This window comes from Candidatus Shapirobacteria bacterium (assembly GCA_041659325.1).
Lineage (GTDB): Bacteria > Patescibacteriota > Microgenomatia > UBA12405 > UBA12405 > JBAZYN01.
In genome coordinates, this window is record JBAZYN010000002.1 from 143,903 (window position 1) to 158,276 (window position 14,374).

Annotated in this window: 13 protein-coding genes; 11 read left to right on the forward strand and 2 right to left on the reverse strand. The window is 43.0% G+C overall.

The genetic code is table 11. The features are described from left to right. The first annotated feature begins 13 nt into the window (after positions 1-13). Genes WC841_03950 through WC841_03970 form a run of 5 tightly spaced genes read left to right on the forward strand, consistent with a single transcriptional unit; the run spans position 14 to position 8,086 of the window. Positions 14-724: a hypothetical protein gene (locus WC841_03950; GenBank protein MFA5828480.1), complete on the forward strand. Its 711-nt coding sequence runs from the start codon at positions 14-16 to the stop codon at positions 722-724. Beyond that, positions 721-3,234, forward strand: coding sequence for an ATP-binding protein (locus tag WC841_03955; GenBank protein ID MFA5828481.1), 2,514 nt, complete (start codon positions 721-723; stop codon positions 3,232-3,234). The genes WC841_03950 and WC841_03955 overlap by 4 nt, the downstream gene beginning before the upstream one ends. A 29-nt stretch (positions 3,235-3,263) precedes the next feature. After that, positions 3,264-6,692 carry a peptidoglycan DD-metalloendopeptidase family protein gene (locus WC841_03960; protein ID MFA5828482.1) on the forward strand — a complete coding sequence of 1,143 codons (3,429 nt, stop codon included), beginning with the start codon at positions 3,264-3,266 and terminating at the stop codon, positions 6,690-6,692. Between the two features lie 3 nt (positions 6,693-6,695). Then, the gene (locus WC841_03965) at positions 6,696-7,712 is read left to right on the forward strand and encodes a hypothetical protein (GenBank protein MFA5828483.1); all 1,017 of its coding nucleotides are present in this window, start codon (positions 6,696-6,698) and stop codon (positions 7,710-7,712) included. Beyond that, positions 7,709-8,086 carry a hypothetical protein gene (locus tag WC841_03970; GenBank protein ID MFA5828484.1) on the forward strand — a complete coding sequence of 126 codons (378 nt, stop codon included), beginning with the start codon at positions 7,709-7,711 and terminating at the stop codon, positions 8,084-8,086. Before WC841_03965 ends, WC841_03970 begins: the two co-directional genes overlap by 4 nt. 13 nt (positions 8,087-8,099) lie before the next feature. Here WC841_03970 and dnaN read toward each other — a convergent pair whose 3' ends face one another. Both dnaN and dnaA read right to left on the reverse strand, forming a co-directional pair. Beyond that, positions 8,100-9,224, reverse strand: coding sequence for a DNA polymerase III subunit beta (gene dnaN, locus WC841_03975; GenBank protein ID MFA5828485.1), 1,125 nt, complete (start codon positions 9,222-9,224; stop codon positions 8,100-8,102). Positions 9,225-9,530: 306 nt separating this feature from the next. After that, on the reverse strand, positions 9,531-10,886 hold the full coding sequence (gene dnaA, locus WC841_03980) for a chromosomal replication initiator protein DnaA (GenBank protein ID MFA5828486.1): 1,356 nt from the start codon (positions 10,884-10,886) through the stop codon (positions 9,531-9,533). Between the two features lie 217 nt (positions 10,887-11,103). Between dnaA and WC841_03985 the strand changes: the two genes are divergently transcribed. The 6 genes from WC841_03985 (at position 11,104) to WC841_04010 (ending at position 14,373) form a co-directional block, all read left to right on the forward strand. Continuing rightward, positions 11,104-11,235 carry a bL34 family ribosomal protein gene (locus WC841_03985; protein MFA5828487.1) on the forward strand — a complete coding sequence of 44 codons (132 nt, stop codon included), beginning with the start codon at positions 11,104-11,106 and terminating at the stop codon, positions 11,233-11,235. A 13-nt stretch (positions 11,236-11,248) separates the two neighbouring features. Then, positions 11,249-11,575: a ribonuclease P protein component gene (gene rnpA / locus WC841_03990; GenBank protein ID MFA5828488.1), complete on the forward strand. Its 327-nt coding sequence runs from the start codon at positions 11,249-11,251 to the stop codon at positions 11,573-11,575. A gap of 72 nt (positions 11,576-11,647) precedes the next feature. Further along, on the forward strand, positions 11,648-11,851 hold the full coding sequence (gene yidD / locus WC841_03995) for a membrane protein insertion efficiency factor YidD (protein MFA5828489.1): 204 nt from the start codon (positions 11,648-11,650) through the stop codon (positions 11,849-11,851). Between the two features lie 7 nt (positions 11,852-11,858). Then, positions 11,859-12,635 carry a YidC/Oxa1 family membrane protein insertase gene (locus WC841_04000; protein ID MFA5828490.1) on the forward strand — a complete coding sequence of 259 codons (777 nt, stop codon included), beginning with the start codon at positions 11,859-11,861 and terminating at the stop codon, positions 12,633-12,635. Between the two features lie 13 nt (positions 12,636-12,648). Continuing rightward, the gene (locus WC841_04005) at positions 12,649-13,116 is read left to right on the forward strand and encodes a R3H domain-containing nucleic acid-binding protein (protein ID MFA5828491.1); all 468 of its coding nucleotides are present in this window, start codon (positions 12,649-12,651) and stop codon (positions 13,114-13,116) included. 36 nt (positions 13,117-13,152) lie between these two features. Continuing rightward, positions 13,153-14,373 (forward strand): O-antigen ligase family protein, encoded by a 1,221-nt coding sequence (locus tag WC841_04010; protein MFA5828492.1) that lies wholly within the window; start codon positions 13,153-13,155, stop codon positions 14,371-14,373. Position 14,374 lies beyond the last annotated feature (1 nt).

The following is a 14,374-nucleotide window of genomic DNA, read 5'->3' on the forward strand; positions in this document are numbered from 1 at the left end:
TTATTAAAATAATATGCCGGTCGACCCATTAAAGATTGCGATTAAAGGAACAACTCAAGATCATCTGCCGATTGAGGATGTGATTGATGGGATTGTTCTTTTGAAGGACGGTTCGTGTGCCATGGTGATGCAACTGTCCTCGGTTAATTTTGATCTTTTGTCAGAAAGGGAGCAGTCGGCCCTGGTGTTTGCCTATGGGGGGATTTTAAATTCATTGAATTTTCCGATTCAAATCGTAATCCAGACATCCACAAAAGATGTGACCTCGTATCTCAATAACCTAAAGGAGGCGGAGGGGAAACAGGTCAACACACTACTTCGGGAGCGAATTAAACAGTATCGGAAGTTTATAGAAGAGACAGTAAGAAAGAATGATGTGTTGTCAAAATCATTTTATGCGGTGGTTCCCTTTTCGATAATAGAGCTTGGGATTAAGTCAGCCTCGAAACAGATGGTGGGTAGCTTGCCTTTCATGAAACAACAAAGCGGTAGCTCCGGATTGCCGTTTACCAAAGAATATATTTTGGAAAAAGCAAAAGCGAGCCTGGAACCAAAGAGAGACCATTTGATAAGACTGTTCTCGCGGTTGGGACTGGAAATAAAAGTGTTGAATACAAAAGAATTAATCGAATTGTATTATAGGCTTTACAATGAAGAAACGGCCGCAAACCAAAAGATTCAGACGCTGAGTTACGGTACGCCGGTGGTTAATGCAAAAATATGATCAATTTTTTTAAAAAACCAGAAAAGAAGACTGAGGTGGCTCCGATTGCACCAACCGCCACGGAGAAGCAACAACCCGGACAGAGGCAGTTTGTGGACGGATTGGTGTCGACGAAGGATATTATTGCGCCTGGATCGTTGGAAGTTGATTTTGAACATATAAGGATTGATGGTAAATACTACAGGACATTGTTTATTACCGGATACCCGAGATTTGTTGGAATTAACTGGCTGTCGCCTTTGATTAATTTCGACGCGTCTCTGAATGTGTCGATGTTTATTTACCCAACCGATGGAAAAGAGATTTTGGATGACTTAAGGCGAAAAATTGCGGAAATGGAGGCAGAAATTAACACAGATATCCAAAGAGGCCGGGTCGTAGACCCGTCCACACAGGCCAAGCTTGAGGATGCCCTAAATCTTCAGGCCGATCTGGTGAAGGGAGAAGAGAGATTTTTTCAGTTTGGACTATATGTGACAATCTCAGCTACCTCAAAGGAAGAAATTAACAGGATTAATAAAAATCTTGAGGCGGCATTGGGAGCGCTGATGATAATCAGCAAAAAAGCTACTTTGCAAATGGAAGAGGGTTTTATGAGCACACTTCCCCTTTGTTCTGACAAGCTGAATATTACCCGAAACATGGATACAACTTCTCTGGCAACAACTTTTCCGTTTGTCTCGTCTGATCTGTCTGACGACAAGGGAATAATGTATGGGATTAATGAGCATAACGGATCGTTGGTGATTTTTGACCGGTTTTCGATGCAAAACTATAATTCGGTGGTTTTTGCCTCAGCCGGAGCAGGAAAATCATATTTGATTAAACTTGAGGCGATCCGGTCACTGATGTTGGGGACAGAGATTATCGTAATCGATCCGGAAAATGAATATAGGGATTTATGCGAAGCAGTGGGAGGGCAATATATTGCCTTTGGCTACGGAGAGGAATCCAAAATAAATCCTTTTGACCTGTCATTGGTGGTGGAAGAAGGAGAAAACGCGCTCAATTCTAAGATTTTGGCGCTTCATAAACTTTTTAAAATAATGATCGGGGCTATGGATCCGATCGAGGAGTCGATTTTGGATAGGGCGGCAATGGATGCCTACAAAATGAAGGGAATCACGCCTGACATTGAAACCCAAACAAGGGAACCGCCACTGGTGGAAGATTTGTATAAATCGCTTATCGGGATGGAGGACAAGCAGGCTCAAAACCTGGCGGCAAGATTTGAAAAATACATCAAGGGATCTTTTGCGGGAATATTTAACCAAAAAACGACGGTTAATTTGACCAATAAGTTTGTGGTTTTCGGAATAAGAAATTTGGAAGATGCTCTCCGGCCGGTAGCAATGCACATTATTCTTGACTATATCTGGACGATAGTAAAAAAGACGCTAAAAAGAAGGATATTGATAGTGGATGAGGCGTGGTATCTCATGCAGTATGAGGATTCGGCGGCATTTTTGAGAGGAATTGTAAAGCGAGGGAGAAAATATTACATCGGAGTAACAACAATTACACAGGACGTTGACGATTTTCTGGCCACTCCTTACGGAAAAGAAATTGTAACTAATAGTGCCATTCAGATTCTTTTAAAACAGCACAGTGCGGCGATTGATCAGGTGGGCGATGTTTTTTATTTGTCGGAGGGGGAAAAACAGTTGCTGTTGACGGCCGATAAGGGCGAGGGAATATTTTTTGCCGGAAAAAATCATGTAGCGATCAGAGTAATAGCATCTGAGGATGAGCACCGGCTGATTACGTCAAACCCAGAAGAGATTCTGAAGATGAAAAACCAGGGGAAAAGTTTTGGACAAAGCCCGATACCTGAGCCAACGGTCGAGCCACCGGTGGCGCTGATTCCTACGACAGAAGCAAAGAAACCAGTAGAGGAAATAAAAAAACCTGAGATGGAAAGCAAGCCTCAGCAGGAAACTGCTGCCTTGGACAAAACTAAACTAGCACCGCAAATAGTAGCCATACCGAAAGAGAAGACTCCTGCGGAGGGAAAACCGGCAATGGGGACCATTTATCAGACGGTGGTGGAAACAAACAAACCAGATGAGCAGGAAGAAATACTGAAAAAGAGACTGGCCGAAATGGCGGAACAGGAAAAAAATGAAATTAGCGAACACCGGAAAAAAATTGCCGAAGAAGAAAGGCAGAAAGCCGAGGCAGAAGCTAAAAGGATGGCAGAAACATCGTCTAGCTTGCCGAAATATCAGGACTTGTTTAAGTCATACACCCCGGCAAAAACGGCGGGGCAAACTAGCCCACCACCAATAAAGACTGGGCCGCTTATAAAAAGTGAAACGGTTGGTAATAAACCATTGGTTTTGGAACCAAAAAGGCCTATTTTTTTAAACCAGGAAGAACCAAAGATTCCCCAACCGCCACAACTTTCAAAAAAAACAAAACCGGTTTTTGAGGAGCCGAAGGAAGAGGTTAAGGCCGCCACCGATGACGGGAAAACAAAAATGGATTATGATAAGTTGTTTAGCAACTGATCCGGCTGAAATTGCTATAATCTTTGGTGATGGAGAGAAGAAAATTCGGACAGACGACGGCCAGATTCAGAACAATAAGCGACGTAATTGACGGGCTTCGACTGATTTTGGGGAGCAAAGACAGGAACCTTGAGGGTGATCCGGAGTTAATAAGAGCGATAGAAGCGGTCGGAATTAAAATTAACGCTGAAAAGCCCGGGCCGATTGAGGATATTGTAGAGAGGCTAGAACACCTGATGGCAACAGTCGAGGAGGAGGTTTTAAGTCGGCGAATTGAAGAAGCCTTTTCAACTGCCGAACAAGATCTCCGCAACGCAAGGATGCCAGCGGCGGAAATGAGAGCGCTACTAGAGGAATATGACAGACACCTTCAGGCGGGTTTGACACCTGACGAAGCAGCAAGGAGGGTTGAAAGGGAGAGTGGTAGAAAAATTACGGCACTTTTACAACGACGATACGAAATTCACCAGGAAAATGTAGCCAGTGGGGCGAAAGAAGGTCTGATTGAAAAAATCGTGACTGATGGGAGACTGGAATTGGAGATAGAGTTGGAGGCGGCCGGAGTGGATAAAGATGCGGCGGAAGGAATTGCTGAGAAGATAGTTAAAAAAACTGTTTTAAATAAGGTACTTTCTGATGACATTCCTAAAATTGCAGAACAAGCGTTAGGTGTGGTGCCCCAAGGAGACATAAGAGACTATTCCAGAGAGATTGTGGTACAAAAATTTAAGGATATTACCGCCAAAATAGAAGTTGGTCCAAGAATCGAGAAAATAACAATAGATTTGGTAGATCAAATAATACAAGTCAAACCCAACGTAACTGCGGAGGAAGAGAAGGGGCTAAGAGAGGCGGTTGGAAAAGAGGTTACGGAACAGGTCATGGGTGGTAACAGATTGGGGGAAGTTTCGGTGGATGCGGCAGAAACAGATAGAGGCGGCGTAAAGGGAACGCCAAAATTGTCTGAACTAATTATTGATAATCTTGATTTACCGCCATCAAAGGTTGGCCTTGTCGAAAAAGCGGTCAGTGTCGCCAGTGTAGCGGCAATGGAGGAAGTGAATTATGGCCGCGCGGCAGAGTCTGTGGTTGAAGCGTTGGCTCAAATACCGGCGGTGCGGGACACGGTGAAAGCAAGAGCGGCTGAAATCACAAAAGTGGTGAAGGAAGAAATTCAAAAATCAGTAGCTGACGGTAATTTTGAAACAGTGGCGGGTAAGGTTGCGGAGAAAATCGATCCTGATTCCAGGTCTGGAGTAGCAATCGGGATGGCGGTAGAGGAGGAGGTGGCGAGGGAATTGCAAAGATGGAGTCCTGGAAAAGTTGAGGCGATAACTAGAGTGTTTGTTGAAATGGGGCCAAAGGCAGAGGCAAAGATGACAGAGATAGAGGCAGCAGTGGTAGAAGAAAATGCTGCGAGAAAAGCAGATCCCCGGACGGTATTTTCGCGGATACAAAAAAGGGTTGGCGCTATATTGGAGATCCCCGAAAGCGATGCTCCGATAGTATCGGCGATGGCGAGGGCGGAGGAAAGAAGCAGACAGTGGGATAAGGCTAAGGCGGATCAGGTCGCCGACAGGCTAGTGACGGTATTGAAAACAGACAAGACTATTGCGGCCAAATTATCTCCAAGAGAAGAATCATTTAAATCGATGATAAGGCCGAAAATGGAGGCGGCTGTTATTGAAGGTCTGCCCCTTGAAGAGAGTACAACCAAAAAACCACTAGCCAGAAACCTTACTGATAGAGTGGTAGTCCTGCTTGGGATACCTGCGGAAAAAATACCGATGGTTAGGATGGCAGTAAAGAAGGCCGGAAAGGAAGTTGATTGGCTGATAATGTCTGACAGAGAAAATATAAAAATAATCAGACAGGAAGAGATCAGAAATCAAATAGAACTAGGAATAGTTCGAGCAAATAGGGGTGTTGTGCTGACGACTAACCAAATGAATGCCGTACACGAGTTTTCCGGATTTGTGGCTCGATTTCGGGGAGCAGAATCCGGCATAGAGCCTTATAAGGATGAGGCGGTAGCTTTTGCAGAAGGACGGGATTTACGCCCGGGGGTAATTAATAACGCGTGGGGTGATTTAGCCAATATTACAAAAATCGTCCGGATGTCACCGAGTCAATTTAAAAAATTCAGTGATCAATATTATCGGTTGAAGGATGGACTTGGAGGGCTAAAAGTGCCTTTTGAGTCTCCGGCGATAAGATCGCTTGACGGGGTAATGAGGTTTATAAAAGATAACCCTAAAGTCCAACATCTGTTGAACTTTGCCCAAAAATTTACCGGACTCTCAAACTCGATTGGCAGTTTTACCAACGGATTGGTTAAAAAGATTGGTTTGGAAAAGGCCGGAATATCGGTGATCGAAAAGATTGGCGGGCAGGCAATGGGAGAGTTTGTCCGACAATCACTGGTGGTGATAGGACAAAACGGAATGAGACAGGGATTGACGATGATCCTGAGGGGGATTATCGGCGGAGGGGTGAAAGCGGGATCGGTGGTTGGGGGCGGGACGGCCGGAGCACTGGCGGGGGCAGTGGCGGCTTTTCAGGCAGTGCCACTGGTGGGGCAAATAATTTTGATAGGCGCCCTAGCGGTGGTGGGAATTAAAAAAGTTATAAAGCCGATTCTTGATAGATTTTTTAAACCAATTGCGGGAATAATTGGTAATTTGGGATTGAATTTGGGGATTAAAAAGTTTTTTCAAGACAAATTTGGAAAAGGTTTTGGGTGGCTATTGGGAGCCGGAGCGACACTGGGGGTGATGATAGCAGCCGTTCCTATGGCCTTTGCCGGGTGGTGGGCGGCAACAATGGCTCTAATGTTTAGTAAGGTGATTGTGGCGGTCTTTATTGGCATAATTACATTTTCTCTTATCACCTCGATTAATGTGTCGGCTCAGGTAACCAGGGGGCCGCCTTCGGGAGTAGAAGTGTATGATTATGGTAACGAGCCTTGGGAGATATTTGTTCCGAATTTACCGTTGCCCACAAGAGATCCCAGTATTGTTATTCCCGAAAGTTGCCCGGGGATATGGCCGACAGATTCCGGAGTGGTAACCCAGGGACCACTGGGACAGTGGTCTCACCGAGGAACGCAGGCAATTGATATAAGTATTATATCCGGATCCCCAATCTATGCGACACATGACGGATTGGCTTTTCCGGGGGGCGGAAAAGGAAGTGGTTATGGATTTTATGTTGACGTGATGGGGGTATGTAATGGGGTCTCAATTATAACCAGATATGCGCATATGCCCCGTTTAATATTTACGGAGCAAAAATTAGTTAAACAAGGAGAAATAATCGGTTACGTTGATAACACGGGCAACTCGACAGGCCCCCATCTTCACTATGAGCTGACCGGCGGACAAATTAACGACTGGCTTCCGAAACCAGTACCTCTGAAATGCAGTCATTATTATGAATGTTTGGTTTCTATCCCCTAACCTATGAATAAAAAGATGCAAAATATTTTCTTAATTGTTGTGACAACGATATTGGTTTTGGGAATGATTAGAATTGCGTTTTTCAGGGAGAAGTCTACAATAACCAAACAACCAGAAACCGGCAAAATATCGCTTGGGACAACGGAACCAATAAACGACCCGAGCACCGCGCGTCCAAAGTCGGTCTCCTGGGGAGTGACAAAACTTGATTTAGAGAAAAAGATGGCGGTTTACAAAATCAGCAGCCAACAGGTTGATGATGCCATGATCGAAAAAACAGCAAGGTCTTTTGGGTTTGAGGGGAAAGCAGAGGTAGACCAGGAAAGTTTTTTGGTTTACAACAATACGGAAAATAACACCACTCTGGATATCAATAAAACAAGCCGAACCATTAAATATTCAAAAAATTTATTGGTGTATCCGATGATTAAAGTAGTCCGGACTATACCGGTTGAAGAGATCGGAGAAAGATTAAAGGATTTGGTAACAAAGCGTTTTGACCTTAAACCAGAAATAAAGGTGACGGTTGAAAGAACTGAGTACGAAACATTGGCGGGGCCGAGATTTGTGGCTTCTTCAAGAGAAAAGGCTGATATTGTAAAAATTAATGGCAACTACCAAGTTGGCGGGTATCCCGTGTATTCTTTTGCGGGATTTCCGATCATTGCTAGATTTTCTACTGATGGAAACTTGCTCAATCTTTCGGTTGATTTGGCTTTTGATGAAACTAGCAAACAGGATTCGTTAACGGTCAAAACGGAAGAAGAACTAAAGAGGATTCCTCCCGAAAACTACAAAATAGTTGATATTGACGGAGAAAAAGATTACGATATGTCTTCATATGAGGAGGCAATTGGGGGAGTTAACATTACGGGAGGCTATCTTGGATATATCCTTACACCTGAGAGTGATTATTTGTTGCCCTATGTTTTTTTTAAGGGAAACAGCAAGCTGTTGTCGGGTCCGGTCGTGGTTACGATGGCGGTTCCGGCACTAAAAGAGGAAGGGCTTTATAAATGAAACTAAAAGACCTGGTTGGAGATTATCTTTTGATTACGATTCTTGCTGTAATTGCTTTGTTAATGCTGCTAACCCGGATAATATATACAGCCGGCAATAAAAGGCAAAACGACAGTCGCGAACTTTTGAAAACTACCGTTCCCTCGTTGGCACCGACACCAACTAGCAGCAATATCGATTTTGAAAAAAGTTATCCTTTGTGGAAATTGCTGCCCTATACCGGAGATGGTTTTGTGGTGGAAAAATATACAGAACCTTTGGTATTAAAAGTATCCCTTGAAAAAGGTGAAAAAAGTGCCGGTATCGAAAAAGTAGAGAAATGGTTGGAAGAAAACGAGATAAGTCCGGAAACGCATGTAATTGTGTGGGAATAATCGCGACAATCCCCTAGTCCTGAAGACGGACAGGCATAATGATGTGAGTCAGGTGCGGCTCGGACTGGTCATGAAAAAATCCCGGGGTCAAAGATTCATTAAGTTCGATGGTTATCCCCGAGCCTTTGGTGTTGGTTAAAAAATCAGAGACGAATTTGAAATTGAAAGCAATTTCCAAAGGATCCCCTTCAATTTTGGCCTCAACTGAGGCTTTGTTTTGACCAATTTGAGGAGCGTTGGCAGTTAATTCAAGAAGATTGTTTTTAACGGAAAAACGAACCACATTGGCAGACTCTCGGGCAAAAACCGAAGCGATTTTTATGGCCTGAAGTAATTCTTCGCGGTCGAGAGAAATTTTGGTGGCATAGGAGTCGGGGATGATTCTTTTGTAGTCGGGGTAGTCCCCTTCAATGAGCCGGGAAACTATCTCTAGATCGTCCAGGACAAAGACTACCTGGTGTTCGTCTGATGTTAAGCCAATGCGGATAGTTTTAGTGTTTTTAGCCAGTCTAGTGACTTCGATAAGACTTTTGGCGGGGATGAGAAAAGTAAGGTTGTCAACGCCCGGTTTTAGTTTAATCGGATTGACAATTTTTATTTCTTTTAGGGAAAGGCGAAAACCGTCGGTGGCAACTAATTTCAGACTTTCGGGGGTAAATTGACAGAGAATTGAAGTTAGGACCGGCCTGGTGTCGTCGATGGCGGCAGAATAAGCAATTTGGGAAATAGCCTGAGAGAGAACGGTCAAATCCAACTCGAAAGAAGTATCGGGATTAATACCAGGGATTTCGGGATAGTCGGCGGACAGAGTGGTGGCAAAACTGGATTCGGCCTTTGACGAAATTAAAGTGAGTAAATTATTTGGATTCAAATCTAAGTCTATTTTTCCGGTAGGTAAATATGAAACAAATTCAGTAATCTCTTTGGCGGGAACGGTGATACTCCCCTCTTGGTCGATCTTGGCGCCAATCCAGTAATTAATGCCTAATTCAAGATTGGTGGCGGAAAGCCGGAGACGGCCTTTGTCGGTAAACAAAAGGATATTGCCAAGAATAGGAAGTTGGGTTTTTGAAGAAACAAAGCGAGAAACGTGCCCCAAAGCGGTGTTTAGATTTTCTTGCAAAAGGGAGATTTTCATGCCTTATATTAACAGGAAAAGGAAGACTTAAGGAGGTGAAGTTTGAAGCGGTAAATAAAATACAAAGATTAGTTTACAAAATAGTAGTAGTTATTAGTAGAGAGGGTGGGTAAGTGAAGAAACAGTCTGAGGCAAGCTAGGAAAAAGGTTTATAAGTTTGAAATTTACGGACGATGTTGATAAAAACGGGGGTGGCGTCTTATAAGGGCGGTTTAGGTTTGGGTAAACTTCGGGGGAAAAGGGGAAGAAAAGTTGTGGATAATAATGTGGATAAGTGGGGGCAAAATGTGGAAAACCAGAGACGGACTAAAAAGCGGACTTGATTTGGTTGATAACCGAACGGGTTTGTGGATTAGTGGATAAGTCGGTGTGGATTTTGTCCCGGGCATGCATAATACTGGTGTGATCCCGACCACCTAAAAGCCGGCCAACTTCTTCGAGAGGCAGGTTGATTTCGGTGATTAAAAGGAAAGCGGTTAAGTGGCGGGCAGTGACCAGGTCTTTTTTGCGACTGGAACCACAAAGGTCGCCGGTTTTTATGCCGAAATGTTTGGCACAAACAGAGATAATATGCCGGGGAGTGATGTCATTTCTGGTGAGGGAGGAGGAGTTGTGGGATTGAGGTGAAAAATAATTTTGAACAAATTCAAGATCGATTTCGTCTATTTTTTGGGAGATAGATTGAATAATGATTTCCTGAAGCTTACCTTCGATATCTCTAATGTTTGAGGTGATGCTGTCGGCCATAAAATTAACGGCATCGGAATCGATTTTTATCCCCTTTTCTTCAGCTTTTTGTTTGATGATGGCGGCACGCATTTCGAAATCGGGCAGTTGGATGTCGACGGTCAGACCGCCCATAAAACGGGAGACAAGTCGGTCTTCGATTTTGTCAATGTCGGCGGGTTTACGGTCGGAGGTTAATACGACTTGTTTTCCGGCCATATGGAGGGCGTTGAAAGTGTGAAAAAATTCTTCCTGGATATATTCTTTTCCGGCCAAAAACTGAATGTCGTCGACCAGAATACAATCAAGGTTTCGATATTTGTCTTTGAACTTGTTCATGTCTTTGGACTTGAGGGCGCTTATTAGCTCATTGCCAAAAGTTTCGGCGGGAAAATATTTGACTTTTAAGTCGGGGTCTTTTTTTAAGAGCTCGTGGCCTATAGCCTGCATTAAATGAGTCTTGCCTACCCCGACTCCACCCCAAATAAAAAACGGATTGTAGGCCAGACCCGGATTTTTTATGATCCCCTGGGCGGCGGCGTAGGCAAAATTATTGCTGTTGCCGACAACCAGATTTTCAAAGGTATATTTCGGATGAAGATTGGAGAGAGGGGAACGGTTTTTTTGAGAACCGTAGTTGAACAAGGGAGAGTTGGCGAGGACGTCGCTATTTAAAATTGGTTCCTGAAGAATAAAATCAAGAGAGTTTTTGGTTTTTGTTTGATTATCCAGGGCGCTTTTGAAGAGATCGTAGTATCTTTTTTTGTTGATATCAACAAGATAGGTGTTGGGGCAAGCGATGGTAGCCTGATTTTCTTTTAGGGCAATGAGCTGAGTTTTGGCAACAAAGGTTTGGTAGACGGCCGGAGCCAGGACGACCTTTAGTTCTTCTCTTGCATTTTTCCAAATTCGCTCAATTTCGTGAAGAGGCGGCATTAATTTTTTGATAGTTAAAAAATAACGACATCATCGATAAAATATAAACATTACACCAGGGGGATGGTTGACTTATCCACATGATGATAAAGGAGTTTTCCACAATTAACAATGTGTCAAATCAACTTCAAATTTAATTATTGTAATCAGTAATCTGTAATCAGTAATTGGTAATTGATGGTCGGTAATTGGTGATAAATATGTTAAGATAGGATTTATGATAGAAGGAAAACAAAAAGTAAAAAGCACAAAAAGAAAACAGGGGTTTTTAAGAAAGATGTCGACTCAGGACGGCAGAAATGTAATTAAAAGAAGAAGATCAGCGGGAAGAAAGAGATTGGCAAAATAGAGTAAAATAGTTTGTGCTCCAAAAAAAAGATAGGTTGACTAAAAAAAAGGATTTTCAGGACGTCAGGTTGAGAGGACGGATGATTCAGTCCCCTTTGTTTGGGTTGAATTACTTAAACTCAGAGAATGGAAATAAATTTGGTTTTATTATCTCCAAAAAGATTTCCAAGAGGGCGGTTGACAGAAACAGGATAAAAAGGCTATTGGCAGAAGGGGTACGGATGAATATGGATAAAATAAAGGTGGGAGTTTGGGGGGTTTTTTTGGCGAAAAAGACCTTGCTTGGAAAAAAATTTGAGGAAGTGGAGGGGGAGGTAAGAAAAGTATTTGGTAATCTGTAACCAGTAATTAGTAACTGGTAACCTACCTGTCGGCAGGCAGGTCTGTAATTGGTAATCGGTAATATATTAGAAATGAAGAAATTAATCCTAATAATATTGAGGTTTTATAAGAGATATATTTCACGTGGGTATATCTGCCGGATGATACCTAGCTGCTCTGAATATACATATGAAGCGGTAGAAAAATATGGGGTGGTTAAGGGATTGTGGTTGGGGGGGAAGAGGGTGGTGAGATGTAATCCCCGGGGAAAGGGCGGAATCGATCTGTTAAAATAGGAGCATTATGAATATTTTTGCAGCACCGTTTGTTAACGCACTTTTTGGGTTTTATTACCTATTTGGAAATTTGGGTTGGTCGGTGGTGGTGGTAACAATTTTGATCAGATTGCTTTTGCTGCCCCTGGTTTTGCCCAGTTTAAAGTCGGCAAACAAAATGAGGGATTTGCAGCCAAAACTAAATAGACTTAAGGAGAAATACGGGAGTGACAAGAAGGGATTGGCAACGGCGCAAATGGATTTGTATAAGCAGGAAGGGATAAATCCCCTATCAGGGTGTTTGCCGCAGATTTTGCAAATCGCAGTTTTGCTGATATTTTTTTCGGCTTTTAATATGGTTACTTCGTATTCGGCCGGAAAAGGCAGTATGGAGCAGATTAATAACCATTTGTTGCAGCAATTTAAAATTGACGATAGCTTTAAATTCAATATAGATTTTTTTGGATCGAGCTTGATTAAAACTCCCTCAGAATTGTTTAAAGATGGAATAGGAGTGGGTTTAATATTGCCCTTTGTGCTTTTAATCGGATCGGGATTATTGCAGTTTTTGAGCGCCAAAATGATGATGCCGGCGGCAGAAACCGACAAGGAGGTAATTGAAAAAACGAAGGATAAAGAAGATGATATGATGTCGGCCATGAGAACACAGTCGACTTATATGATGCCCCTGATGACAGTGTTTATAGGTTGGGGTTTTTCTTTGGGAATTTTGTTATATTGGTTTGTAAATTCGGCGGTAATGCTTGTACAACAAATGGTGTCCAACAGAGTGAATAAAGCGTGATAAAATAGCGACTATGGATAACAAAGAGCGAAACGAAACAATTTTGCAGCTTACCTGTGAATTACTTGGCAAGATGAACCTGGAGGTAGAGAATGCCTTTGTAGAAGATATTGAGGATGAAGAAGGTCAGGTACTAGTGGGAGTAACGGTGGCAAATCCGGCAAGTTTAATCGGTTTTAGGGGAAGAAATTTGGCGGCGGTTCAGACAGTGTTGTCTTTGATGGTAAAAAGTAAATTGGGCGAGTGGCTGAGAGTACTTTTGGATGTAAATAATTACAGAGAGGAGCAAAAAACCAGATTGGAATCGATGGTGAAAAACTTGGCGGAAAAAGTTTTGGAGACAGGCCGGAGTGTGGCACTGGCTAATATGAGTTCATATGAAAGAAGAATTTGCCATATGTCGTGTTCAACTATCGAGGGAGTGGTGTCGGAATCCGAGGGCGAGGGCGAAGATAGACATGTGGTGATTAAAAAGGCGTAAAGCGATAATAGGTTGATGGGCATGGTAGTATAGGGCGTGAAGAGGTTTTTGCTTTGGGGTGAGAGGTTGTTTTTGTTTCTTTTTATCCTTTTTATTCCAACCCAACTGGGGAAACATTTTTGGCCGGAATGGAGCTATGTGTGGGGAATAAGGGTCGATTATTTTTCGCCGGTTTTATATTTTTTGGATCTGTTGTGGGTGAGCTGGTTTGGGTTTTATGTTTGGAGTGGGAAAAAAATAGAGACCAAAATTACATTTAAATTTTTTATATTTTTGATGTTTGTGGCCGTTAATATTTTGATAGCAAAAAACCAGATGGTGGCGGTTTATAAGTGGTTTAGGTTGGGACAGTTGGTATTGACCTGGGTAGTTTTTCGAAAGGATAGAAAAAGGGTGGAGGAATTTTTGACCAAAGCTATCCCCTGGTGGGTAATTCTGGAAAGTTTACTGGGGTTAGGGCAGGTTTTGATCGGATCGAGTGTAAATGGCTGGGCATATTTTTTGGGAGAAAGGAGATTTGCCTATACAACTTTGGGGGTAGCGCAGATTTCGGTTTTGGGACAGGGATTGGTTCGGGCCTATGGGACTTTTTCACACCCGAATAGTTTGGCGGGATTTTTGTTGGTTAGTCTGATTATCTGGTTTGGCAAAAAGAAGGAGATAAACAGGACTTTTTGGTGGGCGATTACCTGGATGGCGGTAGTGGGGATAGTAGTGTCGGGAAGTAGACTGGTGTGGATTCTAACTATGTTGGTAATAATGGCGGTGACTTATTTGCAGTCACGGGATAAAAAGAAGGTGGTGGGGGTGGGGATAACGCTGATCGGGATTTTTGTTTTATTGGTAGCGGTGGTGAGTGTGAATTATCGAAGTAGTGATTTTTTGGGTGGTTGGGATAAAGAGGGTCTGAGCAAAAGAATCAGCTTGAACATGTCGGCAATGAGAATGGTGCGGATCAATCCGCTATTTGGGGTGGGGTTGGGGAATTTTATTGTAAGGCTACCGGAGATGCAAAAAAGTGAAAGCTATTTTTGGTTGCAACCGGTTCATAACATAGGACTTCTGGTACTAAGTGAAATTGGGTTTTTTGGATTAATATGGGTGTTTTTGTTTTTATCGGGATTGAACCGGGGCAGAGTGGCTTTAACCCAGAAAATGATTTGGGTGGCAATATTGGTGACGGGGATGTTTGATCACTATTGGCTAACGCTACCCCAAAATTCCTGGTTTTTGGTGGTGGTGATGGCTATTTTGTAAA